Annotated in this window: 27 protein-coding genes and 3 tRNA genes; 9 read left to right on the plus strand and 21 right to left on the minus strand. The window is 50.6% G+C overall.

The features are described 5' to 3' along the window. Positions 1-174 precede the first annotated feature (174 nt). From FDW97_RS06090 to FDW97_RS06100, 3 genes are read right to left on the minus strand one after another with little or no spacing between them, the layout of a single operon-like run. Entirely contained in the window at positions 175-456 is a 282-nt protein-coding gene (locus FDW97_RS06090) for a heavy-metal-associated domain-containing protein (RefSeq protein WP_038641518.1), read from the minus strand. Continuing rightward, positions 453-809: a mercuric transporter MerT family protein gene (locus FDW97_RS06095; RefSeq protein ID WP_137347792.1), complete on the minus strand. Its 357-nt coding sequence runs from the start codon at positions 807-809 to the stop codon at positions 453-455. Before FDW97_RS06095 ends, FDW97_RS06090 begins: the two co-directional genes overlap by 4 nt. Then, positions 787-1,929: a transglutaminase-like domain-containing protein gene (locus FDW97_RS06100; RefSeq protein ID WP_137350771.1), complete on the minus strand. Its 1,143-nt coding sequence runs from the start codon at positions 1,927-1,929 to the stop codon at positions 787-789. The genes FDW97_RS06095 and FDW97_RS06100 overlap by 23 nt, the downstream gene beginning before the upstream one ends. 328 nt (positions 1,930-2,257) lie before the next feature. Here FDW97_RS06100 and FDW97_RS06105 point away from each other — a divergent pair, with 328 nt between their 5' ends. Next, positions 2,258-3,283, plus strand: a complete 1,026-nt coding sequence (locus FDW97_RS06105; protein WP_085048015.1) for a patatin-like phospholipase family protein — start codon at positions 2,258-2,260, stop codon at positions 3,281-3,283. Positions 3,284-3,302: 19 nt separating this feature from the next. On the opposite strand, the gene FDW97_RS06110 is transcribed toward FDW97_RS06105, so the two are convergent. Continuing rightward, entirely contained in the window at positions 3,303-3,773 is a 471-nt protein-coding gene (locus FDW97_RS06110) for an SRPBCC family protein (RefSeq protein ID WP_137350772.1), read from the minus strand. 13 nt (positions 3,774-3,786) lie between these two features. Then, on the minus strand, positions 3,787-4,476 hold the full coding sequence (locus FDW97_RS06115; protein ID WP_137350773.1) for a DUF1571 domain-containing protein: 690 nt from the start codon (positions 4,474-4,476) through the stop codon (positions 3,787-3,789). Between the two features lie 200 nt (positions 4,477-4,676). Here FDW97_RS06115 and FDW97_RS06120 point away from each other — a divergent pair, with 200 nt between their 5' ends. Continuing rightward, positions 4,677-5,021 carry a hypothetical protein gene (locus tag FDW97_RS06120; protein WP_085048013.1) on the plus strand — a complete coding sequence of 115 codons (345 nt, stop codon included), beginning with the start codon at positions 4,677-4,679 and terminating at the stop codon, positions 5,019-5,021. A 138-nt stretch (positions 5,022-5,159) separates the two neighbouring features. On the opposite strand, the gene FDW97_RS06125 is transcribed toward FDW97_RS06120, so the two are convergent. The 6 genes from FDW97_RS06125 to uvrY all read right to left on the minus strand — a co-directional run bounded on the left by FDW97_RS06125 (position 5,160) and on the right by uvrY (position 8,700). Beyond that, a tRNA-Leu gene (locus tag FDW97_RS06125) sits at positions 5,160-5,246 on the minus strand. A 12-nt stretch (positions 5,247-5,258) separates the two neighbouring features. Then, positions 5,259-5,332, minus strand: a tRNA-Cys gene (locus FDW97_RS06130). Between the two features lie 51 nt (positions 5,333-5,383). Beyond that, a tRNA-Gly gene (locus FDW97_RS06135) sits at positions 5,384-5,459 on the minus strand. 151 nt (positions 5,460-5,610) lie between these two features. Beyond that, complete coding sequence (gene pgsA / locus FDW97_RS06140; RefSeq protein WP_038641531.1) at positions 5,611-6,159, minus strand: CDP-diacylglycerol--glycerol-3-phosphate 3-phosphatidyltransferase; 549 nt, start codon at positions 6,157-6,159, stop codon at positions 5,611-5,613. A gap of 55 nt (positions 6,160-6,214) precedes the next feature. After that, a complete protein-coding gene (gene uvrC / locus FDW97_RS06145) occupies positions 6,215-8,047 on the minus strand; it encodes an excinuclease ABC subunit UvrC (protein WP_137350774.1) in 1,833 nt (610 codons plus the stop codon). Next, positions 8,044-8,700 carry a UvrY/SirA/GacA family response regulator transcription factor gene (gene uvrY / locus FDW97_RS06150; protein WP_038641535.1) on the minus strand — a complete coding sequence of 219 codons (657 nt, stop codon included), beginning with the start codon at positions 8,698-8,700 and terminating at the stop codon, positions 8,044-8,046. Before uvrY ends, uvrC begins: the two co-directional genes overlap by 4 nt. Before the next feature lie 459 nt (positions 8,701-9,159). On the opposite strand from uvrY, the gene FDW97_RS06155 reads away from it, so the two are divergent. Continuing rightward, the gene (locus FDW97_RS06155) at positions 9,160-9,384 is read left to right on the plus strand and encodes a DUF2594 family protein (protein ID WP_006684077.1); all 225 of its coding nucleotides are present in this window, start codon (positions 9,160-9,162) and stop codon (positions 9,382-9,384) included. A gap of 66 nt (positions 9,385-9,450) precedes the next feature. On the opposite strand, the gene sdiA is transcribed toward FDW97_RS06155, so the two are convergent. The 8 genes from sdiA to FDW97_RS06195 form a co-directional block, all read right to left on the minus strand. After that, on the minus strand, positions 9,451-10,173 hold the full coding sequence (gene sdiA, locus FDW97_RS06160) for a transcriptional regulator SdiA (protein WP_038641538.1): 723 nt from the start codon (positions 10,171-10,173) through the stop codon (positions 9,451-9,453). Between the two features lie 231 nt (positions 10,174-10,404). After that, positions 10,405-11,157 carry an L-cystine ABC transporter ATP-binding protein TcyN gene (gene tcyN, locus FDW97_RS06165; protein WP_137350775.1) on the minus strand — a complete coding sequence of 251 codons (753 nt, stop codon included), beginning with the start codon at positions 11,155-11,157 and terminating at the stop codon, positions 10,405-10,407. Next, positions 11,154-11,822, minus strand: a complete 669-nt coding sequence (gene tcyL, locus FDW97_RS06170; protein WP_006684074.1) for a cystine ABC transporter permease — start codon at positions 11,820-11,822, stop codon at positions 11,154-11,156. Before tcyL ends, tcyN begins: the two co-directional genes overlap by 4 nt. Positions 11,823-11,842: 20 nt before the next feature. After that, a complete protein-coding gene (gene dcyD / locus FDW97_RS06175) occupies positions 11,843-12,829 on the minus strand; it encodes a D-cysteine desulfhydrase (RefSeq protein WP_087856025.1) in 987 nt (328 codons plus the stop codon). Positions 12,830-12,936: 107 nt separating this feature from the next. Further along, complete coding sequence (tcyJ, locus tag FDW97_RS06180; protein ID WP_032939603.1) at positions 12,937-13,737, minus strand: cystine ABC transporter substrate-binding protein; 801 nt, start codon at positions 13,735-13,737, stop codon at positions 12,937-12,939. Positions 13,738-13,962: 225 nt separating this feature from the next. Next, positions 13,963-14,514 (minus strand): flagella biosynthesis regulatory protein FliZ, encoded by a 552-nt coding sequence (fliZ, locus tag FDW97_RS06185; protein WP_069323574.1) that lies wholly within the window; start codon positions 14,512-14,514, stop codon positions 13,963-13,965. Between the two features lie 56 nt (positions 14,515-14,570). After that, positions 14,571-15,290, minus strand: a complete 720-nt coding sequence (gene fliA, locus FDW97_RS06190; protein WP_038641545.1) for an RNA polymerase sigma factor FliA — start codon at positions 15,288-15,290, stop codon at positions 14,571-14,573. Positions 15,291-15,452: 162 nt separating this feature from the next. Beyond that, positions 15,453-16,718: a FliC/FljB family flagellin gene (locus FDW97_RS06195; RefSeq protein WP_085048010.1), complete on the minus strand. Its 1,266-nt coding sequence runs from the start codon at positions 16,716-16,718 to the stop codon at positions 15,453-15,455. 255 nt (positions 16,719-16,973) lie between these two features. Here FDW97_RS06195 and fliD point away from each other — a divergent pair, with 255 nt between their 5' ends. The 4 genes from fliD (at position 16,974) to amyA (ending at position 20,724) form a co-directional block, all read left to right on the plus strand. After that, positions 16,974-18,374, plus strand: a complete 1,401-nt coding sequence (fliD, locus tag FDW97_RS06200; RefSeq protein WP_085048009.1) for a flagellar filament capping protein FliD — start codon at positions 16,974-16,976, stop codon at positions 18,372-18,374. A gap of 15 nt (positions 18,375-18,389) precedes the next feature. Continuing rightward, complete coding sequence (gene fliS, locus FDW97_RS06205) at positions 18,390-18,797, plus strand: flagellar export chaperone FliS (RefSeq protein WP_085048008.1); 408 nt, start codon at positions 18,390-18,392, stop codon at positions 18,795-18,797. Beyond that, the gene (gene fliT, locus FDW97_RS06210) at positions 18,797-19,168 is read left to right on the plus strand and encodes a flagella biosynthesis regulatory protein FliT (RefSeq protein ID WP_003030458.1); all 372 of its coding nucleotides are present in this window, start codon (positions 18,797-18,799) and stop codon (positions 19,166-19,168) included. Before fliS ends, fliT begins: the two co-directional genes overlap by 1 nt. 68 nt (positions 19,169-19,236) lie before the next feature. After that, positions 19,237-20,724 (plus strand): alpha-amylase, encoded by a 1,488-nt coding sequence (gene amyA, locus FDW97_RS06215; protein WP_085048007.1) that lies wholly within the window; start codon positions 19,237-19,239, stop codon positions 20,722-20,724. A gap of 40 nt (positions 20,725-20,764) precedes the next feature. Here the strand turns inward: amyA and yedD are convergent, their stop codons facing one another. Next, positions 20,765-21,178: a lipoprotein YedD gene (yedD, locus tag FDW97_RS06220; protein WP_137350963.1), complete on the minus strand. Its 414-nt coding sequence runs from the start codon at positions 21,176-21,178 to the stop codon at positions 20,765-20,767. A 164-nt stretch (positions 21,179-21,342) separates the two neighbouring features. Between yedD and yedE the strand changes: the two genes are divergently transcribed. Together yedE and yedF are read left to right on the plus strand one after the other, a co-directional pair. Beyond that, on the plus strand, positions 21,343-22,569 hold the full coding sequence (yedE, locus tag FDW97_RS06225) for a selenium metabolism membrane protein YedE/FdhT (RefSeq protein ID WP_371414781.1): 1,227 nt from the start codon (positions 21,343-21,345) through the stop codon (positions 22,567-22,569). Further along, positions 22,566-22,799, plus strand: a complete 234-nt coding sequence (gene yedF, locus FDW97_RS06230) for a sulfurtransferase-like selenium metabolism protein YedF (protein ID WP_000790504.1) — start codon at positions 22,566-22,568, stop codon at positions 22,797-22,799. Before yedE ends, yedF begins: the two co-directional genes overlap by 4 nt. 54 nt (positions 22,800-22,853) lie before the next feature. On the opposite strand, the gene fliE is transcribed toward yedF, so the two are convergent. Beyond that, positions 22,854-23,168: a flagellar hook-basal body complex protein FliE gene (gene fliE, locus FDW97_RS06235; RefSeq protein ID WP_016153486.1), complete on the minus strand. Its 315-nt coding sequence runs from the start codon at positions 23,166-23,168 to the stop codon at positions 22,854-22,856. Between the last annotated feature and the right edge of the window lie 10 nt (positions 23,169-23,178).

The raw sequence follows: 23,178 nt of genomic DNA on the forward strand, positions 1-23,178 counted from the left end.
ATCATCCTACATGGCTGGAGGGATAACAGATACAAATGGGCGTGGGCGGCTTACAACTGCCGCCAGTTCAGGTTAACAGGAAACGAGGGGAATTCCGGTAGTTAACGCACAAAAGAGAACACCAGGCCGCCGGGCATCATACCGGGAAAACAGAACAAAACCACCCGTAGGTGGTTATTGTTGCTCAATACGGTTAAGCGTCGCGCTATACCCGGTTTTTGCTACCGCTTTAAGCAAAGTCTCGGTAGGAAAACCTTCAGGCACGATCGCTTCTGCCTGCCTTGTCTTGAGTGAGGATTTCGCCTTAATGACGCCATCGGTTTCGCGTAATGCCTGATTGACCGAAATTACGCATAACGAGCAGGTCATATTTTGTATATCCAGCACCACTTTTTGATTGGCCGCCTGAACCCACAACGGCAATAATAAGCCTGCAACTAACGTGAAAATCTTCATTCAAACACCTCATAAAACCAGGCAACCAGCGTTGGGTAAAATAACACCGGCAAAATCAACGCCAGCGCACACCAGTAGAGAACGCGCGCTTGTTTCAGGGTTAGCCAGCCAGAACACCACAACCGTTTGGAAAAATAGAGTCGCCAGAAAACACGCAGTAATAATCCCAATGACAGCAGCATCAAAGGAATTCGTAAAACCTCAAACCGGGTTAAAACAGCAAAGCTCGCCGCTGAAATACCAAATAACAGATATAACAGCGGCCCAACGCAGCATAAGCCGGCAGTAACGGCAGCCGCCGCGGCCGTCAGCAGGGTCAGTCCCGCGCCTTTAGCGTTGTTCTGTGGCGACATAGCGGTAGGAGAACACTTTAGGATCGTAGAAATTGATCGGGTCGCCATCGACTTCTGCGTAAGGATAACCAAAGTTGTTCATGGCGCCCTGCTCTGTCGCCGGATACAACTCGAAATCACGTCCGTAGTTGAATCCTACCCAGTTCATTTCCCAGTTACCAAACAGGTAAGCGTTGACGGCCTGGACATCGGCGTCCTGATGCGATTTTTTCTCAGTCAGACGCATTTTGGTCACGTCAGCGGGATCGCACGGTAACCAACCGTAGCCTGCCAGATAGAATTCGGCGCGACAGTGCTGTCCACCGCTGACATCGGCAACGCCTGCGCTATCGGCCTTGCCAAAGGCGCTTGTCGAGTAGCGCTCGAGCTTATTGGCTTTGCCCAGACGGATGCCAAACAGTTCACGCGCCGGAATACCGCTGGCCCGTGCCAAAGCAACAAAAACGGAGCTCATATCGATACATTTTCCCTTGAGCTTGCCGCTTTTTAAGATCTCCGCCACATCACCGGTACCGCAGCCAATAACGTCATTATCTCGTTCCATATGGCTACTCACCCAGTCGTAAATGAGACGCGCTTTTTTCAGCGGATCTTGCTCATTACCGGTAATTTTGCGCGCGGTTTCCAGAACCAGCCCATCAACAGGCGTATGTGCCGTCGGTAACAAGTAGGGTTTTACATCCAGCGGATAAATAATCTGCTCCGGTACTTGCCAGGTTTTTAGCGCATCCTGCTTCAACGGCTCCCAGTCGGCGGTTTCAATGTCGATATCAACGTTAATCAACAATTCGCTCTGGGAGTCTGGCCAGGTGGCGAACAGCGTCTTCGCGCCATAGGCATTGTTGGTGGTGACATACGCCTGATGATAGTTCCCGCTAAAGGCAAGGGCTGTCATTTGTTGAAACGCGGTATCTACAGGTAGCGGGATCCAGAGTTTCACCACACCGCGCGATCCCTCAGCAGGGTTGAGTTTATACGTTTGTGATAAGACAAAGCGTCGACGCGCGACAGGCGCGACTGTTGGCTCCGCGGCATGTACCGTCTGGCTAAGAACCGTAGGCCCGACTAAACCGGCGGCGGAAAGGAGAACGCTATTTTTGAGAAATTGTCGACGTTGCATTGCTGTCTGTCCATGTTGTAAGAGTTGAGCTACGGCCCGTTGGGAAACCGGCGATCATCACAGCAGACAGACGCTGACTTAAAAAGGCGAGTCGATGGAGATTATTCATCAATAACAGACCTGTTAACTGTGAATGAAATGAGAGACTACAAGGTCGCTATTAAGCCATTTACAGGCAAAAAAGTACAGTAGCAAGCGGATATCAATCTGCCAGATCACCCTGTCGCATGAAGCAAACGCAGCAGAAATCCGGCCTATATTTAAATGCATGCAATAGTAGAAATAACCCAATCCATAATCCCGTTTCATATTCTGGGAGGAAGTAAAAATGGCAATGAGAATACTGTCTATTGATGGCGGCGGGATCAGGGGCATCCTGCCGGGTATGCTACTTGTGGCACTGGAGAAGAAATTGCAGGATATATCAGAAAATCCTGCCGCCAGAATTGCGGATTACTTCGATCTGGTTGCCGGTACCAGTACCGGGGCCATTCTGTGTTCTGCTTATGTTTGCCCTGACACAAAAGGAAAACCAAAGTTCTCCGCTCAGGAAGCCGTCAATTTCTACCTTCAGGATGGGGATGAAATTTTTGATGTCGGTGTCTGGAAAACAATCAGTTCACTGGGTGGCGCTACCGATGAGAAATATTCTGCAAAGGAGCTGGAGCGAGTATTAAAAATGGCATTCGGTGAAACAAAACTCAGTGAATTATTAAGACCAACCTGCTTTGTTTCTTATGACGTGAGCAGTCGTCTTCCTGTCATTTTCAAACAACATTCAGCCCTCGCCAAAAATCGGGACTTTCTGGTCAGGGACGCTTTACGGGGTACCTCTGCGGCTCCCACCTATTTCGAAGCAGCGCGTATTTATTCATTGCCCCCTGTTCCCGAAAAATTTGTCCTGGTTGATGGCGGTGTGGTAGCAAACGACCCCGCGCTCTGTGCCTATTCCGAAGCGATTAAATTCAGTAATGTCGCTGGCATTAAGGATATGATTATTGTCTCACTGGGAACCGGCAAGAAATTGCAGGGGTATTCCTATTCCGAAGTTAAGGACTGGGGTCCCTTTGGCTGGGCAAAACCGGCTATTGATATCGCGCTTGAGGGGGGGCCGCAGATGACCGCGTATTATCTGCAACAAATTGCCTCAACGGTAAAAAATTCTAAATACTACAGAATACAGCCTGAACTATACGGCGCCGATCCAACGCTGGATAACGCATCGCGTGAAAACTTAGAACTTCTGCGCCAGGCAGGTCTACAAAATGCCGCCGTGTATGATAAGACATTGACTGAGATCGCTAAGTTATTAATCAATAGTGGAGGCAATTTTAAATATCAGGACGCTCATTAATCCCCAACGCTGACTGAGCTCAAAATATATGCACCTTCGTTGCCAGTTTACGGGCTAATCCTCTTGCCCCCTCACGCATGACCGTATTGTGATTCCAGCGAAATACGGGTGCCGCCAGCGGGGCAAGATAATTCATCCAACGGATAGTGGTTCGGACATTCCAGTCATATTTGACAATAGTCTCTTTGCCACTCGCAGTAAAAGACCACACACCTCGCCCTTCTACCGCCCCGCTGGCTTGTCCTTCAAGCAGAGAGCAAGGGAGAATATTCAATACGTTGATATCAAAGGTTAAACGATAAGGACGCGCCCCTTTCCAGGTATAACGATGTAGCGCGCCAATGCCCTGTAAATCCCCCTTCTTGATCTCCACAATTCTTTCCAGACTGCCCCACCATTCCGGCCACTGGTCCGGATGGGAAAAAATATCCCATACCTCCTGGATTGAAGCCTCAACCCGCCAGACCGTGGAAAACTGATACTCAGCCATAGTACGGGCTCCCTCAAGGCGTGAAGAAATTAGCGGGAAAACGGATGTTGATAACCATAGCTTCCAGAAGAACAGTTTCTAATCGCCGCCCATTTGGGGCATAGCCGATCACTTTGGCAGGGAATCCGTGATAATTATCCAGCCAGACGTCGTAGCGGTGAACGCCATCCACTGTCATTATTCCTGGCCCAACCACAGACACATGCGTCGTCTCCCGCCCCGCTAGACGCTCCTGAGCAACAACCGTCGTTGTTCCCTCGCGCTGCAGATGGCGAATATTACCTAACAACACGCCGATATCAGAACGATCCACCCGATGACCGCGCTCATCCTGGATCAATGAATTGGTCGGCGACAGGTGCAAAATGGGCAACGACCCCACACCAAATGGCCATAATGTCACTTTACCGGTGACGGGATTAAAGATGAGCACCGCGCCTGAATGCGGCTGGGAAAAATCCATTCGTACGTAGCCGGGTTTCTGATAGCTGTAGCGAATGATTTTATTCTCATCCTGCGCAGATGAAGATCGCAGCATGACCTGATAAGAGGTCATGTTGTTAAATGACTGCAGCGAAAATGCAACAGGATCCGTGGCTCGGGCTCGCGGTGATAATCCCCCTCTTTCTTCCACCGACCATACTGAGTAACTAAAGACAAGCAACGCGGTGAATGCAACTAGCGGAAAAAATGAGACGCTCATGGCCGCCCCCTGTATCTGTACTATCTGCCAACAGGAGTCATCGCCTGTCGACTGTTATTATAGTTCTTAACCGCGCGGCGCTACTCTCCCGGCTTCTCAAGCTCAGTAGGAACAGTTGGTTAAATTGTTGGTTTTCTTTTCAGTTGAGGTGACAACATCAAGCTATACTTTAATAGCCATACTCTTAACAGGTATTAATCATGAAACTGCCATCGGTATTTTCATGCGCCGTTCTCATCTTACTGCTGCTGGCGTCATCATCTGCCACAGCCAGCGCGTTACAAAATCAGGCCGCGAGTGAGCAAGCGTTAAGCGCGGCACTCCGTGCCGGTAATGGCATCATCATCATTGGCGGGACAGATGATTTCGCTTTCACGTTCAGGGCACCAAACCGAATCCACAGACATTTAGCGATTCAGGATAGCTTTGGCGATCCCACCATGATAAATGGTTTCCAGGACCTCAACGATAATCCTGCCCGAAATGGGTTTATCAACAACCCTGCCCGAGGACGATTTATGCTTAACGCACCGATTCGTCGATAGAGTGATTATCTATTGCAAATGTTTGAAGGGCATTTTACGTATCAGGCAGGATAAAACGACGAATTACAGGCACAAAAAAACCACCCGTAGGTGGTTTCACGACACTGCTTATTGCTTTGATTATTCTATTCTTTCCCATGGTACCCGGAGTGGGACTTGAACCCACACAGCGCGAACGCCGAGGGATTTTAAATCCCTTGTGTCTACCGATTCCACCATCCGGGCTCGGGAAGAAATTGGAGGCGCGTTCCGGAGTCGAACCGGACTAGACGGATTTGCAATCCGCTACATAACCGCTTTGCTAACGCGCCGAAATCTTCTGGCTTTTCAGCCGACATCCGCTATTGCCGATGCCTTTAATTTGGAGCGGGAAACGAGACTCGAACTCGCGACCCCGACCTTGGCAAGGTCGTGCTCTACCAACTGAGCTATTCCCGCATCACCAAGTAACTTTGTTAATCACTTGATTTTGTTATCGTCTGGCAATCAGTGCTGCCGTTCGATGCGTTGCATTCTACTTACCTGACGCAATGAGTCAACGATATTTTTCACCACTGACGATCGTTTGCTGAAATTTGCGCCGAAACGATCACTGTTCAAGCAAATCTCCCCATGCAGCGCTCAAATACTGGAACATTGACCACAAAGTCAGTACCGCAGCGACGAAGAAAAGTGCGATCCCGGCATACTCTACCCAAATATTTGGACGCCACAGCAACCACGCCAATGCGGCCATCTGCGAAGTGGTTTTCACTTTACCGATCCAGGACACTGCCACACTGCTGCGTTTACCCAGTTCTGCCATCCATTCACGTAGCGCAGAGATGATAATTTCACGCGCGATCATCGTGGCGGCAGGAAGCGTCACCCACCAGCTGTGATAGTGCTCCGTCACCAGCACCATCGCGATAGCAACCAGCACTTTATCGGCAACGGGGTCGAGGAAGGCGCCAAAACGCGTGCTTTGGTTCCAGCGACGCGCCAGATAGCCATCAAACCAGTCGGTGACCGCCGCAATACAGAAGATCAGCGCACAAACAAAGGGAGCCCAGGTGAATGGCAGATAAAACGCCAATACAAAGAATGGGATCAGGATGACGCGAAACAGCGTGAGCAACGTAGGGATATTAAATTGCATATGACGGATAACTATCTGTTGTCAGTGAAATTACCCCTATGTTGCTACAGAGGGCCTAATGTTTCAACGAGTAGAAGATCTTTTCTGCCAGAGCTTGCGAAATACCCGGCACTTTTGCAATTTCTTCAATACTTGCGTTACGAAGACCTTGCAAACCGCCCATATATTTCAACAACATCTGCCGACGCTTAGGCCCAACGCCTTCAATGGTCTCAAGCGTGCTGGTACTTTTCACCTTCGCGCGTTTTTTCCGGTGTCCGCTGATCGCATGATCGTGAGATTCATCGCGGATATGCTGTATCACATGCAATGCGGGCGAATCCGGCGGCAGGCTAAAGCCCTCTCCTTCCGGCTCAAAGAATAGCGTTTCCAGACCCGCTTTACGATCGGCCCCTTTCGCCACCCCCAGCAAAAGTGGGTGCTGTTTATCCCAGGGAACATCCAGCTCGGCAAAAACGGCTTTCGCCTGTCCCAACTGACCTTTACCGCCATCGATCAATATGACGTCCGGAACCTTACTTTCTTCTATCGCCTTACCGTAACGCCGACGCAGAACCTGATTCATCGCCGCATAATCGTCGCCCGGCGTAATGCCGGTGATGTTGTAACGACGATACTCTGCGCGCAGTGGGCCATTGGCATCAAAAACCACGCAGGAGGCGACCGTCTGCTCGCCCATCGTATGGCTGATGTCAAAACATTCCATGCGTTTTACAGCGGGTAACTTCAATACCGATGCCAGCGCCGTCAGTCGCTGAGTAATGGTCGACTGCTGAGAAAGCCTGGTGGTTAACGCTACTGCCGCGTTGGTACGCGCCAGTTTCAGATAACGCGCACGATCTCCGCGCGGTTTCGTCTGAACATTAATCTTCCGCCCGGCCAGGTCAGACAATGAATCCGCCAGCAGAGTTTTATCGCTAAGATTAAAATCGAGCAGGATCTCGCCGGGTAAGGTACGCATTTGACTTCCCTGCAAATAAAACTGCCCGACAAAGGTTTCCACCACCTCGCCGAGTTCTGTTCCATTCGGTACTTTCGGGAAATAGCTGCGACTGCCCAACACTTTACCCTGACGAATGAACAGTACGTGCACACAAGCCATGCCAGCGTCAAACGCCACCCCGATAACGTCCAGATCATCCCCGGAATTCGAGACAAACTGTTTTTCGGTGACGCGACGTACAGCCTGAATTTGGTCACGAATACGCGCAGCCTCTTCAAATTCGAGATTTTGGCTGGCCTTTTCCATCCGGGCGATCAGTTGGGTTAATACCTGATCGTCTTTCCCGGACAGGAATAAACGGACGTACTCGACCTGCTGTGCATACTCTTCTTCACTCACCAGGCCCGCCACACAGGGACCGAGGCAACGGCCAATCTGATATTGCAGGCAAGGTCGCGAGCGATTGCGATACACGCTGTTTTCGCACTGGCGGATGGGAAAAATTTTCTGCAACAGCGCCAGCGTTTCTCGTACGGCATAGCCGTTGGGGAACGGTCCAAAGTACTCGCCTTTGGCATGCTTGGCCCCACGATGCATCGCCAGGCGTGGATGAGTATCGCCGCTGAGGAAAATAAAAGGATACGATTTATCATCGCGCAGCAATACGTTATAGCGCGGCTGATACAGCTTGATGTAGTTGTGTTCAAGCAATAACGCTTCGGTTTCGGTGTGTGTCACCGTGACATCAATCTGCTGGATTTGCGCGACCAACGCCTCGGTCTTACGCGACGCGAGATTATTACGGAAGTAACTGGAAAGCCTTTTTTTCAGGTCTTTCGCTTTCCCGACATAGATAACCGTCCCGGCGGTATCATACATACGATAAACACCGGGCTGACTGGTTACGCTCTTCAGGAACGCTTTGGCATCAAACTGATCGGTCACTGGCTTGTTAATGTCTCCGCATTACACAGGCCATGGCGAATTGCCAGGTGAGTCAACTCGACATCGCCGTGAATGTTTAATTTACTGAACATTCGATAGCGATAGCTGTTCACCGTTTTAGGACTAAGATTCAGTTGTTCTGAAATCTCATTGACCTTCTGACCTTTGGTGATCATCAGCATAATCTGCAACTCGCGTTCAGACAAACTGGCAAACGGGGTTTCCGTTTTCTCAGGTTCAATCTGGCTGAGCGCCATCTGCTGAGCGATATCGGAGGCAATATAACGTTGCCCGGAATAAACCGAACGAATGGCACTCACAACTTCCTGGGGGGCGGCTCCTTTGCTGAGATACCCCGCGGCACCTGCCTGCATGACCTTTGCAGGTAACGGGTTCTCGGTATGTACCGTCAGCATAATCACTTTAATGTCTGCCGTTGAACGCGCAATTTTGCGGGTTGCTTCGAGACCGCCAATACCGGGCATATTCATATCCATCAGCACAACGTCCACGGTATTTGAGCGGCACCATTTCACCGCATCTTCACCGCAGCACGCTTCGCCGACAACTTTTATGCCTTTTATATCTTCCAGAATGCGTCGTATCCCTGCGCGCACCAGTTCGTGGTCATCAACAAGAAAAACGTTGATCAAAGGAATATCTCCAGAATAGGGATAACGCTACCGATAGTTAATCGGTCCTATGTTAACGGGTTTTATCTCAACTTTGAAATGTAAAAAACGTCCGACTTTCGATTTTGCTCTCGTTTTTGGAAATTAGATTGTACGGCGGGTGGAAAATTTCAGGCCTCATAGCCTGCTGCCACGGTTATATCTGCATAGCTGTTTCAGAATAGTGACAAAAAATTCATATTCCTGCGCTGAATGCAAAACAGGCAGCCAAAGTTGTAACAATAATTAACGAGTAAAATACTCGAAATAAACAACAAGTGGAGAAAATATATGCACTGCAACATGTTGTTTATTTTAATGTCCATCCCTTTAGCTTGCACAAAAAACAACCACTGATATTTTTAGCCTCGCTTATGGTATACTCCGCCGCCTTAAGATCTGACATCGCACTTTTTCATTGAAACATAACGAGGAAAATAAATGAGTACGCCTGACTTTTCCACTGCTGAGAATAACCAGGAACTGGCCAATGAAGTCACCTGTCTGAAAGCCCTGTTAACACTGATGCTGCAGGCAATGGGTCAAGCCGATGCTGGACGCGTGATTCTTAAAATGGAAAAACAGATCGCGCTGATTGAAGATCAATCACAGGCTGCGGTATTTTCCAGCACTGTTAAGCAAATTAAACAGGCCTACCGCCAGTAACAAGAAACCGGCTGACAGCATTGCTATCAGCCGGTTTTGCGTCTGACACTCAGAACGATAATTTATTCAGATAAGCCCGGTCGCAGCGGCGTAACACGCTATCTGCGTTTTGTTTGGCGCATTGAATTTCTTTTGCATATTCTTCTGGTGAAAGTTAACGGTATTTTCAGAAATCGACAGTATTATCGCTATCTCCGAAGACGTTTTCCCCTCTGCGGTCCACTTCAATATTTCTTTTTCCCGCTTGCTAAAACGCATCTCTGGCACCATGACCATGTCATCTTCCAGTCGCGTCAGCACCGACAGGCTTTCCCGCACCAGAAGCTGCATTCTGAGCTCCACTTCATCATTCGCAAAACGACTATTTTGGACACTCGCTCGCGATACCGATAAAAATCCCAACGCCCGATTCGGCAACATTAAACATTGCGTCATCCCTTTGCGTAAACCGTGATTGCGTGCGGCGTCCCACAGGGGTTGCGCATCACGAAACAAGCTATCGTCCCAGGGTAAATGCCCCTGGCTGAAGTTTTCAGGCTTCAGCACCGGATCAATGGCGAAATAATTCTCGGACTGATAATGTGCCACCCACGCTTTGGGATAGGTCGTATGAAGTGACGTTTTAGGACGGGTAAAGGGTACGGGATGACGAACACAGAGTGCGTAGAAATCGAACTCTAAATGCTGCGTCTGTTGTTGTAACTCATTATAGACATCCTCTGCCGTCGCCATTTCCTGAAAGCGTAACAGCATGCTCCGTCGCCAGGTAAAGAAATCATGATCCTGCATACTAAGTGGTAATGCCCCTGCGATTGATAATCATCCAAACATATGAAACAAGCTAACACATAAATGTATTTTATATATGCAAATTATCGGACAAATGAAAAATTACTTGAGCGTGACTCAATCGCCAGAGTAAGCAACAGAATCAAGCATTAATAATAAAGCAATATTTATAAATAGTTATGCGCACAGCACTCACCATAAAACAATGCCGGTGAGTGCTGCTTGTACTATTTATTGCATGAGGAATTTTTCGAGAAACTGACGGGTTCGCGGCTGTTGCGGATGCGTAAATAAAGATTTAGCGGGTCCCTGCTCCACTATCCGTCCTTGATCCATAAATATCGCCCGGTCAGCCACATCACGCGCAAAGCTCATTTCATGCGTCACAATCACCATGGTGCGTTTTTCCTGCGCCAGCTGGCGAATGGTATTAAGCACCTCGCCAACCAGTTCAGGGTCAAGCGCTGAGGTGGGTTCATCGAATAAAATAACCTCTGGTCGCATCGCCAGCGCCCGGGCAATCGCCACGCGCTGCTGCTGCCCACCGGACAGGCGGCGCGGATAGCTGGTTTCTTTTCCCGCCAGCCCGACTTTTGCCAGCAGTTCGCGCGCACGGACTGTCGCTTCGGCTTTAGGTTCGCCTTTGACAATCACCGGACCTTCAATAATGTTTTCCAGCACCGTTCGATGGGGAAACAAATTAAAGTTCTGGAACACAAAGCCTACGTGCTGGCGCAACTGGCGAATCAGTCCTTTCTGCTGAGTTAACGACCGCGCGGTATCAATGGTTATCTCACCCACTTTAATGGTGCCCGCCTCCGGTTGCTCCAGCAAATTAATGCTCCTCAGCAGCGTGGTTTTGCCCGAACCGCTCGGTCCGATAATCGCCACAACTTCACCGGGTTTGACGTCGAGATCGATCCCATGCAGCACCGTTTGCCCATGGAATTTTTTGACCAGGTTTCTGACTTCAATAGCACTCATTTCGGCTCTTTCTCCTGGCGGTTCAGTTGTTCTTCAAAATAGTTCTGCAGCGCAGAAAGCACTGTCGCCATTACCCAATAAATCAAGGAGGCCGCCAGATACATAGTGAACACTTCCAGCGTACGCGAGGTAATCAGCTGCGCCTGACGGAACAGTTCAGGAACCTGAATAGTCGCGGCCAGCGAAGTGTCCTTCACCAGGCTGATAAAGCTGTTGCTCAGCGGCGGCAGCGCAACGCGTGCCGCCTGCGGCAGGATCGCCCGGCGCATGGTCTGCCAGCGCGTCATGCCAATACTGGCCCCCGCTTCCCACTGCCCTTTATCGATGGAGGAGATTGCCGCCCGCAGCGTTTCCGCCGCGTAGGCCGCCGTATTCAGCGACAAACCAATCATCGCCGCCGGGATGGGATCCAGCTCAATACCAAACTGCGGCAGACCGTAATAGATCATAAAAAGTTGGGCGATCAACGGCGTTCCGCGAAAGACAGAGATATAAAAGCGCGCCAGCCAACGTACAGGTAATAGCGGCGACAGGCGCATTAGCGCCAGGATAAACCCCAGCACGAGGCCAAAGAACATCCCGCCGATACTCAGTTGCAGCGTAAAAACCGCGCCTTTAAGCAGATACGGTAGGGAATCGATCACCAGTTGGATACTTTCTTGCATTACGTTTTTCTACCTGATTGTTACACGTGAGGATGGTAGGCAAACAATGCAGGCGCCCCACCGGTATGGATAAAGAGAATTGGCCCTTCATCTTTAAAGCGCTTCTGGCTGATGCCGTCAATCAGACCCGCCATCGCCTTGCCGGTATAGACCGGATCCAACAAGATGCCTTCCAGCCGCGCCAGCAGTTTTACTGCTTCCATGCCCTCTTCGTTTGGCGTACCGTAGCCCGGCGCATAATAATCATCCCATAGCAGGATATCCGCTGAGGCCGTCAGTTCCAGTTCACGGGCAATGTCCTGCTGTAGCGTAACAACTTTGGGCTTTTGATCGGCCACGCTGCGCGAGACGGTCACGCCAATCAGCTCAACGTGTGGCATCAGCTGTTCCAGCCCAACGGCCAGTCCGGCATGCGTACCCGCGCTGCCCGACGCCACGACCACGGAAGACAGCTCTACGGCCCCTTCACACTGTTGCGCAATTTCCAGCGCGCTTTCCACATAGCCCAGCGCGCCCAGAGCATTGGAACCCCCAACCGGGATCACGTACGGACGGAACCCTTGCGCTTCAATCCGCGTCGCCAGTTCCTGAAGTTGCGCATTCGGATCGGTCAGCGCATCGCACATTTCAATCTGGGTATTAAACAGGTCCAGCAGCAGACGGTTGCCGTTGCTGAGATAGTTTTCCGCCGTGGTGCCAATCGGATTTTCCAGCAGCGCCACGCAGTGCAGGCCAAGTTTAGCCGCTACCGCCGCCGTCTGGCGCACATGGTTAGACTGGATAGCGCCCGCGGTTATCAACGTATCGGCCCCTTCACGCAGCGCATCCGCAGCCAGAAACTCCAGCTTACGCAGTTTATTGCCGCCCATGGCCATCGGCGTAACGTCATCGCGTTTGATGAAAATATCGCGCCCAAGATAGTCGGAGAAGCGTGGAAGATATTCGAGCGGTGTTGGTGCGCCAATAAATTCCAGACGTGGAAAGCGCGTTAAGTTATGCAGCGGCATACAGCCTCCGGTATTTGTTGTTGTGATGTTCTTTTTATTATGCACGTTCAGGCGCAATGAAATAAAAAAAGGCGCTGTTAAAGGCGCCTTTTTTCATCGGATGACGATTATTTCGTCACATCCGCTCCAAACCATTTTTCAGACAGCGCTTTCAGCGTACCGTCTTTTTGCATTTCGGCAATGGCGGCATCAACCGCTTTCAGCAGATCTTCATTGCCCTTGCGCAGCGCCACACCAGATTCCTGGCGGGAGAAGGCCTCACCGGTGACGGCCAGCGTATCTTTGGTTTTCTTCACCAGATCCAGCGCTGCCAGACGGTCAACCAGAATCGCGTCGATACGGCCTACACGCAGATCCTGATATTTGGTCGGGTCATCATCATAGGTACGAATATCCACGCCCTGCACGTTCTGGCGCAGCCACTCTTCATAGTTGGTGCCCAGACCCACGCCGACTTTTTTACCTTTCAGATCGGCAGCGGTCTTGATAACGCCTTCATTGCCTTTCTTCACCAGCGCCTGGATACCAGAGACCGTATACGGGGTAGAGAAATCGTATTTTTTCTTCCGTTCGTCAGAGATGGTCACCTGGTTGATAACCACGTCAATGCGTTTGGAATCAAGCGAGGCCAGCATGCCGTCCCACTTGGTCGGCTTCAACGTGGCTTTCACCCCAAGGTGCTTTGCCAGTGCTTCGGCGAACTCCACTTCGAAACCCGTCAGCTTGCCGTCATCGCCCTGAAAACTAAACGGGGGATAGGTCCCTTCCAGGCCCACCAGCAGCGTACCGCGCTCTTTAACTTTATTTAACAGACCTTCATCTGCATAAGTCTTTACGCTCATTCCGGCGACAAGTGCAACAGCCATTACACCCATCAGAGCCTGACGTCCCAGAAGTGCTAATTTCATAGTTACCCCGAATATTGTCATTAGTGACTGCTATTTATACACAAAATCATTCGAGTTGCATCAAGGCGGCAAGCGAGTAAGTCCCCAGGAGCTTACTAAAGTAAGTGACTGGGGCGAGGGAGTGCAGCCAACGCAGAGACAGCTTGAAGGATGACGTGTATATGAGCGTAGTGTAGAGCGTTTGTCGTGATTCACAAACACCACTCCGTTACACCTTATTCGTTTTTAATATATATCAGAACTGGCTGTCCAGGAGGATTTCTGCATATGCCCCATATGCGTATGGGCTTTAAACTGCTCATACTTACGCAATGCGATGCGATAATTGTTGGTGCTGGTTTCCGGCAGCCACGGGGCAAGGTTTTCGTCGAGGAACCCTTCCTGCAGCAATTCGTGAGAGATATTTTGTTCGGTCAGATGATTGCCAAGGCGGCGCAGGCGGACAACGTATTCACGTACCGTGCCGTGGCTCATTTCGGTCTGCTCAAATAAAAATTGTTTAAATCCGATGATGTCAAAAAAGTCGCTTTGCTCTTTGCAATGCAAATCACCGCAAAAACGACACAGCGCCACCCACTCTTTTTTCTCCTGTTCCCACTCTGCTTCATCCAGCAACGTGTCCAGGCGGGCGATGGCGATTTTATTAACAATTTGTCCACGGCGAACCAGCGTGATCCTGTCGAGCAACTTCAGGCAATGGGCGCAATGCGTCTGGCTGTGTTTGAAATCTTTGAGGTAGCGGCTTAGAGGCCGTCTTTTTGATTGCTGCACCGTCATGAGAACTCCTGGTAGTCAATTCGTAATGCGGCATTGTTCAGGGGTAATGATTACCCCTATAGCTTACCCAGCTTGGTGCGTAGACGTTTGATGGCCTGGCTGTGCAACTGGCTGACCCGCGACTCCCCGACTTCCAGTACCGCGCCGATCTCTTTCAGATTCAGCTCTTCCTGGTAGTACAGCGTTAACACCAGCTTTTCGCGCTCCGGCAATGCCTCGATCGCCTCCATCACGCGCTGGCGGAGGTTACCCTCAAGTAGCTGTTGTAACGGGTTTTCCTGCTGATGTTCTTCCGTCACCAGCTCAATACTATCGCCATGCTCTTCCCGCCACTCGTCATAGGAGAAGAGTTGGCTATTATTGGTATCAAGCAACATCTGACGATACTCTTGCACAGGAATAGCCAGACGCTCCGCCACTTCGGTTTCCGTCGCGTTACGCCCTAACTCCTGCTCCAGTTGTCCCATCGCCTGTGCCACTTCGCGAGCATTGCGCCGAACGCTACGCGGCACCCAATCCCGGCTACGTAGTTCGTCCAGCATCGCTCCACGAATACGCTGCACTGCGTAAGTGGTAAATGCCGTTCCTTGCAAAGCGTCATATCGGTCAACTGCATTCAATAACCCGATGCCGCCCGCTTGTAGCAGGTCATCCAGTTCTACGCTCGCCGGCAAACGCACCTGAAGGCGCAATGCTTCGTGACGCACCAACGGTACATAACGCTGCCACAGCGAGTGTTTATCCATTACACCTTCAGCGGTATACAGTGAATTCACGATAAACAGCCCTGCGTTAAATGAGTTATCGGCATGATTATCCGTTTCTGCAGGGGTTTTAATCGGGTGAATAGTGGGTGAAATGGGGGGTTATTTGGGGGTTACGGGTAAAGATAAATGTAAAAAACCCCGCCGGAGCGGGGTTTGCGCGATAAGCGTAAATTAACGCAGCAGAGACAGAACGTTCTGCGTGGTCTGGTTAGCCTGTGCCAGAACAGAAGTACCCGCCTGTTGCAGGATCTGCGCACGAGACATGTTAGACACTTCGGTCGCGTAGTCGGAATCTTCGATACGGCTACGAGCAGAGGACAGGTTGTTAACGGTGTTGCCCAGGTTGGTGATAGTAGAATCGAAACGGTTCTGAATTGCACCAAGTGAACTTCTCTGCCCATCAACCATTTTCAGTGCACTATCAATAGTTGAAAGCACATCAGGATTGCTGGAAATTGCCGTACCTACTTTAACTTTTCCGTTTGAATCGATGTCAGCACGATAATAATCGGTACCTTCCTTGATCACATAACCCAGAGTACCGTCGTCTTTTTTATAAGAGTTTAAAGTCTGGTTAGCTGCCAATGACTTTGTATCAACAGTAACTTTTTTCGTCGCGACATTCGCTTCAGTGACCGCTTTAGTCGTATCAACAGTAGCTGCAATATCAGTAGAACCAGAATCCCAAGTTACTTTACCATCAGCAGCGATAGTTGCTGCATGGTAGGTTGCCCCCGTTTTAACTGCATAACCAGAGCCATTACTTAAAGCATACAGTCCATCAGCTGTTTTCTTCGTAGCATTACCATCAGCCTGGATATCTGCAGTCACCTTTTTATATGAAATGGCAACGTTCGCAGTACCATCAGCAATAGCTGTAGCATTTACTTTTGTAGTGTCAAAACCAGTATCGACGGAGAATTTAGACAGCCCTAAAGTTGTGGTATCAATCTTTTTAAGATCAATTTCAATTTTCTCGCCGTCATTAGCACCAACTTGAATACCTAACTTCGTATCCTGAGTCAGAACTTTTACGCCGTTAAACTGAGTCTGGCCGGAAATACGGTCAATTTCAGCCAGTCGTTGTTCTATTTCCTGCTGAATTGATTGAACATCACTGTCAGAGTTAGTACCGTTTTGAGATTGAACAGCCAGTTCACGCACACGTTGCAGGTTGTTGTTGATTTCGTTCAGTGCACCTTCGGTGGTCTGTGCGATGGAGATACCGTCGTTGGCGTTACGAGATGCCTGGGTCAGACCTTTAATGTTAGAACTAAAGCGGTTGGCAATTGCCTGACCAGCAGCATCGTCTTTCGCGCTGTTGATACGCAGACCAGAGGACAGACGCTCGATAGCAGAGCTCAGTGAGGACTGAGATTTGTTCAGGTTATTCTGGGTCAACAGCGACAGGCTGTTTGTATTGATGACTTGTGCCATGATCTTTTCCTTATCAATTACAACTTGATGTTATTGGGCTGTTGCCCACGGTTTCTCACCGTAACCCTTGTATCGGCACCTTAAATTCGAACTTTAGAAAATTTTTACTTTCCGCTCTCTTTTTTCTTAGCCCGTGAAATACCCTCTTTATGCACCACTATTCCGCGCATTATTTTGACAAAACTATCATTAAACTTTGCGCGCAGATTGCCGATAACCCGCTTAACAATTGTTTGCAATCACAAGGAATCGGGCATGGCTTCATTTACATCACTGGGCGTGGGCTCAGGCTTACCACTGGACACGTTGCTAAACAACCTGACTATTGCAGAAAAAAAACGTCTAAATCCAATTACTCAGCAGCAAAGTGATAACACCGCCCGGCTGACGGCTTACGGTACGCTGAAGAGTGCGCTGGAAAAATTCCAGACGGCCAATACCGCGTTAAATAAACCGGAACTGTTCAGAAGCAGCAATGTGACCAGCAGTACTGAAGACCTGAAAGTGACCACCGAAGCCGGCGCGGCACCGGGTATTTATACCATCAGCGTCACACAGCTGGCCCAGGCGCAGTCTCTGAGCACCTCATCGGTTGCTTCCAGCAAAGAGGCGCTGGGTGATGGTTCTGCCACCCGTACAATTAAGATTGAGCAGCCGGGTCGTAAAGAGCCGCTGGAGATTAAACTGTCGCAAGACAAAACCACGCTGGATGATATCAGTAAGGCGATTAACGATACCGATAGCGGCATCTCCGCCAGCATCGTGAAGGTGAAAGATGGCGAGTTCAAACTGGTGCTGACCGCAGCAGAAGGTATGGACAGCAAAATGACCATCTCTGTTGACGGCGACAGCAAGCTGAACGATATGCTGGCCTACGACAGCAAAGCTGGCACCGGAAAAATGACTGAGTTGGTTAAAGCGCAAAACGCACAGCTCACGATGAACGGGATCCCAATTGAACGTCAAAGCAACAAAATTACCGATGCCCCGCAGGGCGTGACGCTGGAACTGACCAAAAAGGTCACCGACGCGCGTGTCACCGTCACGAAAAGCAATGAGAAAGCTACGGAAGCGATTAAAGGCTGGGTGGATGCCTATAACTCACTGATCGATACCTTTAATACGCTGACCAAATATAAAGCCGTTGATCAAGGTGCTGAAGGACAGGACAAAGACAACGGTGCCCTAGTGGGTGATAGCGTAGTACGTATGATCCAGACTGGTATCCGTGCGCAGTTTGCTAACTCCGGCAGCGAAGGCGCCTTTAAGACGCTGAATGAAATTGGCATCAAGCAGGATGGCAAAACCGGCAAGATGACCATCGATGACACTAAACTGAAAAAAGCGCTGGACGAAAACACCGCTTCGGTACGCGAGTTATTGGCTGGCGACGGCAAAGAAACCGGCATCACTACAAAAATTGCCACTGAAGTAAAAAGCTATCTGGCTGATGACGGCATTATTGATAGTGCGCAAGACAGCATTAACGCCACGCTGAAGAAACTGACCAAACAGTACCTGTCAGTCAGCGCCAGCATTGACGACATGGTTGCGCGCTATACGGCGCAGTTTACCCAGCTCGATAGCATGATGAGCAAATTGAATAACACCAGTACCTACCTGGGCCAACAATTTACAGCGATGAATAAATCCTGATAACACGAGGTAAGCATGTATACCGCGAGCGGTACCAAAGCCTATGCACAGGTCAGTGTGGAAAGCGCCGTAATGAGCGCCAGCCCGCATCAGCTGATCGAAATGTTGTTTGATGGCGCGAACAGCGCCCTGGTGCGCGCTCGCCTGTTTATGCAACAGGGTGATATCGTCGCCAAAGGCGAGGCGTTAAGTAAAGCCATTAATATTATCGACAATGGTCTGAAAGCAGGTCTGGATCAGGAAAATGGCGGTGAAATCGCCACCAACCTGTCTGCGCTGTATGACTATATGATTCGTCGTTTACTGCAAGCCAACTTGCGTAATGATTGTCAGGCTATTGAAGAAGTCGAAGGGTTGCTCGGCAACATTGCGGAAGCCTGGAAACAGATCTCACCGAAAGCGTCGTCCCAGGAGTCTCGTTAATGACCTCAGCCGTGGAGTTTATCAACCGTTGGCAGCGCATCGCGCTACTCAGTCACTCGCTGCTGGAACTGGCGCAGCGGGGTGAATGGGACCTTTTACTGGAACAGGAAGTTACGTATCTGCAAAGTATTGAAGTGGTCATGGAAGAGCAAACTCCACCTGGCATTACACGAAGTATTCAGGACTTAGTGGCCGGGTATATTAAACAGACGCTGGATAACGAACAGTTACTCAAAACACTGTTACAACAGCGGCTGGATGAACTCAGCAATCTTATCGGCCAGTCGACGCGCCAGAAGACGCTCAATAACGCCTATGGCCGTCTTTCCGGCATGCTGTTAGTACCCGACGCCCCCACCGCCCCGCAATAATTTTCTGTTAAATCTGAATAATCTTCCATACTCCAGAGGTCGGCCAAACGACTTCTGGAGCACGGAAGATGAAAAATCCCACGTTATTGCAGTATTTTCACTGGTATTACCCCGATGGGGGTCAACTCTGGCCCGAGCTTGCCGAACGCGCGGGCGGACTCAATGATATCGGCATCAATATGGTATGGCTGCCCCCCGCCTATAAAGGCGCATCAGGCGGTTATTCCGTTGGCTACGACTCGTACGATCTGTTTGACCTGGGCGAGTTTGACCAGAGGGGAACCATCCCCACCAAGTATGGCGATAAAAACCAGCTGCTGGCGGCAATTGACGCGCTGAAACACAACGACATCGCCGTACTGCTCGACGTGGTGGTTAACCACAAAATGGGCGCGGATGAAAAAGAGAGTATTCGTGTCCAGCGGGTTAACGCCGACGATCGCACGCAAATAGACGATGAAATCATCGAATGTGAGGCCTGGACGCGCTATACCTTCCCCGCCCGCGCAGGCCAGTATTCACAATTCATTTGGGACTATAAATGCTTCAGTGGCATTGACCATATCGAGAACCCCACCGAAGACGGCATTTTCAAAATCGTTAACGATTATACCGGTGAAGGCTGGAACGATCAGGTGGATGATGAACTGGGTAATTTTGATTATCTGATGGGCGAGAACATCGATTTTCGAAATCACGCCGTGACCGAGGAGATCAAATACTGGGCGCGCTGGGTGATGGAGCAAACCCAGTGTGACGGTTTTCGTTTAGATGCGGTGAAACATATTCCGGCATGGTTTTATAAAGAGTGGATTGAACACGTACAGGAGGTCGCGCCCAAGCCATTATTTATTGTCGCGGAATACTGGTCCCACGAGGTCGACAAACTGCAAACCTACATTAACCAGGTGGAGGGGAAAACCATGCTGTTCGACGCCCCATTGCAGATGAAATTCCACGAAGCCTCCCGTCAGGGCCGCGATTACGACATGAGCCAAATCTTCACGGACACGTTAGTCGAGGCCGATCCGTTTCATGCCGTCACGCTGGTTGCCAATCACGATACCCAGCCGTTGCAGGCGCTGGAAGCCCCTGTCGAGTCATGGTTTAAGCCGCTGGCCTATGCGTTGATCCTGCTACGGGAAAACGGTGTACCGTCGGTGTTTTATCCTGACCTCTACGGGGCGCATTACGAAGACACCGGCGGCGATGGCGAAACCTATTCTATCGACATGCCGATCATCGAACAGCTCCCCGAACTGATCCTCGCCCGCCAGCGCTTCGCTCACGGCGTTCAGACGCTCTTTTTTGATCACCCTAACTGTATCGCCTTTAGCCGCAGCGGAACGGACGAAGATCCCGGCTGTGTGGTGGTGTTGTCTAATGGTGATGATGGGGAAAAGACCATCAATCTCGGCGCGAATTACGGTAATAAAACCTGGCGTGATTATCTGGGAAATCGCGAAGAAAGCGTGGTCACCGATGAAAACGGGGAAGCAACGTTTTTCTGTAACGGCGGTAGCGTCAGCGTGTGGGTGATTGAAGACGTGTTGTAATACTCAACCCCGGTGGCCGCTGGCTACCGGGGCGTGCTGCTTATGGCAGCGGCGTGGCCAGCGGTGTTTTCTTTAACGCGTCAGCACATTCCGGCGTCGGGCGATCCACCCGTTGCAGCGTCATGCCATCATACTCCAGCGTATTGCCTTCATGCTCAATCTCATACAGCTCACGTTTCACGGTCACGTTGGTGAGATCGCCGGAAATCATCGTCAGCTTCCCCGGTAGAGCAATGACCCGCTGCCACTGGCGACAATCCAGCGTATCGCCCTCTTTCGTCACCACCAGGCTGGCAATGGCTTCCGGGCTGACCAGGCTGCGTTGCGGACCTTTTGACTGCCAGTAGCCTTCCAGACCTGCTGGCGCTGGCGTTTTCACCACGTCGTTATAATTCTCTACTTCGGCGCATCCGCTCAGCGCCAGAAATACCCCAACGATTGCTAATTTTTTCATCATTCATCCTGCATGCGAAGAAAATGGGATTGTGGCATTAAAGGTCTGATGCCGCCAGCCTTTCGGTAGCATTGAGAAATATTGATCCAGACAGTGTTACCTCTTATTACTCATAGTCAAAAATTCTGATCGGTGTAGTATCCACACTTCTTGTTACATACCTTCTGAGTTCAGAGGCAAAACGCATGTCATGGCAACACTTCAAACAGGCCTGGTTAATTAAATTTTGGGCCCCTGCCCCTGCGGTCATCGCAGCGGGTATTCTCTCTACTTACTACTTCGGCATCACCGGAACCTTCTGGGCCGTTACCGGCGAATTCACCCGTTGGGGTGGTCAAATCCTGCAATTATTTGGCGTTCACGCCGAAGAGTGGGGATACTACAAGCTGATCCATCTTGAAGGCTCTCCCCTGACCCGTATCGACGGAATGATGATACTCGGTATGTTCGGCGGCTGTTTTGCTGCCGCTCTCTGGGCCAACAACGTCAAACTCCGCATGCCGCGCAGTCGGATACGCATTATGCAGGCGATAGTCGGCGGGATGATTGCCGGATTCGGCGCCCGTCTGGCGATGGGGTGTAACCTGGCCGCGTTCTTTACCGGTATTCCGCAGTTCTCACTACACGCCTGGTTTTTTGCGCTGGCAACAGCCATTGGCTCGTGGTTTGGCGCACGCTTTACCCTGCTGCCGATGTTCCGTATTCCGGTCAAAATGCAGAAAGTCTCCGCCGCTTCCCCGCTGACGCAAAAACCGGATCAGGCGCGTCGTCGTTTTCGCCTCGGGATGCTGGTGTTTATCGGCATGATCGGCTGGGCGTTACTCACTGCGATGGATAAACCTAAGCTCGGCCTGGCGATGCTGTTCGGCGTCGGGTTCGGTCTGCTGATTGAACGGGCGCAGATCTGCTTCACTTCAGCCTTCCGCGACCTGTGGATTTCCGGTCGCACCCATATGGCAAAAGCGATCATCTTCGGGATGGCGGTCAGCGCCATCGGTATTTTTAGTTATGTGCAGTTAGGCGTCGAGCCGAAGATTATGTGGGCGGGTCCGAATGCAGTGCTTGGCGGCTTGCTGTTCGGCTTCGGCATCGTTTTAGCGGGCGGGTGTGAAACCGGCTGGATGTATCGCGCGGTTGAAGGCCAGGTGCATTACTGGTGGGTTGGTCTGGGCAACGTTATTGGCTCAACCATTCTGGCTTACTACTGGGATGATTTTGCGCCTGCTCTGGCCACCAACTGGGATAAGGTGAATCTGCTCAACACCTTTGGTCCGCTGGGTGGCCTGCTGGTGACCTATCTGCTGTTATTTACCGCGCTGATGCTCATCATCGGCTGGGAAAAGCGTTTCTTCCGCCGTGCCGGGCTGACGCCAGCCAAGGAGTCTGTATGAAAAATATCGTGCCTGATTATCGCCTCGATATGGTCGGCGAGCCGTGTCCGTATCCGGCAGTTGCCACGCTGGAAGCGATGCCGCAATTGAAGAAAGGGGAAATTCTGGAAGTGGTGAGCGACTGCCCGCAGTCAATCAATAATATTCCACTGGATGCGCGCAATCACGGCTATACGGTGCTGGATATTCAGCAGGATGGCCCAACGATTCGCTATTTGATTCAAAAGTAAGTGTTTGCCGGATGGCGCTGCGCTCATCCGGCCTACATTATCTGCACGTTGTCCCTACACCTGCATCGACATCACTTCCTGATACGCCGATACCAGTTTATTACGAACCTGAATCCCCATCTGCATCGACACCGACGCTTTTTGCATATCGGTCATCACATCATTCAGCGCAATACCCGGTTCACCGAGGGTAAATTTCTCAGCCTGGACACGGGACGCGGTCTGCACATCGCTGATTCTGTCTAACGCCGCATGTAGCTGACCGGCAAAACTCACGGTCGGTTGTGGCTGCATATCCTGCATTTTTGCTGACATCGCCGTGGTTTGTAACTGGCTGATGACCCCTTCAATCCCCTGTATTGCCGACATTCTGATCCCC

It is taken from the genome of Citrobacter sp. wls708 (genome assembly GCF_005281255.1).
Taxonomy (GTDB): Bacteria; Pseudomonadota; Gammaproteobacteria; order Enterobacterales; family Enterobacteriaceae; genus Citrobacter; species Citrobacter werkmanii.

Coding starts and splice junctions, on each gene's coding strand:
- FDW97_RS06090 (WP_038641518.1), bottom strand. CDS start 456: ATGAAGATTTTCACGTTAGTTGCAGGCTTATTATTGCCGTTGTGGGTT.
- FDW97_RS06095 (WP_137347792.1), bottom strand. CDS start 809: ATGTCGCCACAGAACAACGCTAAAGGCGCGGGACTGACCCTGCTGACG.
- FDW97_RS06100 (WP_137350771.1), bottom strand. CDS start 1,929: ATGCAACGTCGACAATTTCTCAAAAATAGCGTTCTCCTTTCCGCCGCC.
- FDW97_RS06105 (WP_085048015.1), top strand. CDS start 2,258: ATGGCAATGAGAATACTGTCTATTGATGGCGGCGGGATCAGGGGCATC.
- FDW97_RS06110 (WP_137350772.1), bottom strand. CDS start 3,773: ATGGCTGAGTATCAGTTTTCCACGGTCTGGCGGGTTGAGGCTTCAATC.
- FDW97_RS06115 (WP_137350773.1), bottom strand. CDS start 4,476: ATGAGCGTCTCATTTTTTCCGCTAGTTGCATTCACCGCGTTGCTTGTC.
- FDW97_RS06120 (WP_085048013.1), top strand. CDS start 4,677: ATGAAACTGCCATCGGTATTTTCATGCGCCGTTCTCATCTTACTGCTG.
- pgsA (WP_038641531.1), bottom strand. CDS start 6,159: ATGCAATTTAATATCCCTACGTTGCTCACGCTGTTTCGCGTCATCCTG.
- FDW97_RS06155 (WP_006684077.1), top strand. CDS start 9,160: ATGAGTACGCCTGACTTTTCCACTGCTGAGAATAACCAGGAACTGGCC.
- sdiA (WP_038641538.1), bottom strand. CDS start 10,173: ATGCAGGATCATGATTTCTTTACCTGGCGACGGAGCATGCTGTTACGC.
- tcyN (WP_137350775.1), bottom strand. CDS start 11,157: ATGAGTGCTATTGAAGTCAGAAACCTGGTCAAAAAATTCCATGGGCAA.
- tcyL (WP_006684074.1), bottom strand. CDS start 11,822: ATGCAAGAAAGTATCCAACTGGTGATCGATTCCCTACCGTATCTGCTT.
- dcyD (WP_087856025.1), bottom strand. CDS start 12,829: ATGCCGCTGCATAACTTAACGCGCTTTCCACGTCTGGAATTTATTGGC.
- tcyJ (WP_032939603.1), bottom strand. CDS start 13,737: ATGAAATTAGCACTTCTGGGACGTCAGGCTCTGATGGGTGTAATGGCT.
- fliZ (WP_069323574.1), bottom strand. CDS start 14,514: ATGACGGTGCAGCAATCAAAAAGACGGCCTCTAAGCCGCTACCTCAAA.
- FDW97_RS06195 (WP_085048010.1), bottom strand. CDS start 16,718: ATGGCACAAGTCATCAATACAAACAGCCTGTCGCTGTTGACCCAGAAT.
- fliD (WP_085048009.1), top strand. CDS start 16,974: ATGGCTTCATTTACATCACTGGGCGTGGGCTCAGGCTTACCACTGGAC.
- fliS (WP_085048008.1), top strand. CDS start 18,390: ATGTATACCGCGAGCGGTACCAAAGCCTATGCACAGGTCAGTGTGGAA.
- fliT (WP_003030458.1), top strand. CDS start 18,797: ATGACCTCAGCCGTGGAGTTTATCAACCGTTGGCAGCGCATCGCGCTA.
- amyA (WP_085048007.1), top strand. CDS start 19,237: ATGAAAAATCCCACGTTATTGCAGTATTTTCACTGGTATTACCCCGAT.
- yedD (WP_137350963.1), bottom strand. CDS start 21,178: ATGAAAAAATTAGCAATCGTTGGGGTATTTCTGGCGCTGAGCGGATGC.
- yedF (WP_000790504.1), top strand. CDS start 22,566: ATGAAAAATATCGTGCCTGATTATCGCCTCGATATGGTCGGCGAGCCG.
- fliE (WP_016153486.1), bottom strand. CDS start 23,168: ATGTCGGCAATACAGGGGATTGAAGGGGTCATCAGCCAGTTACAAACC.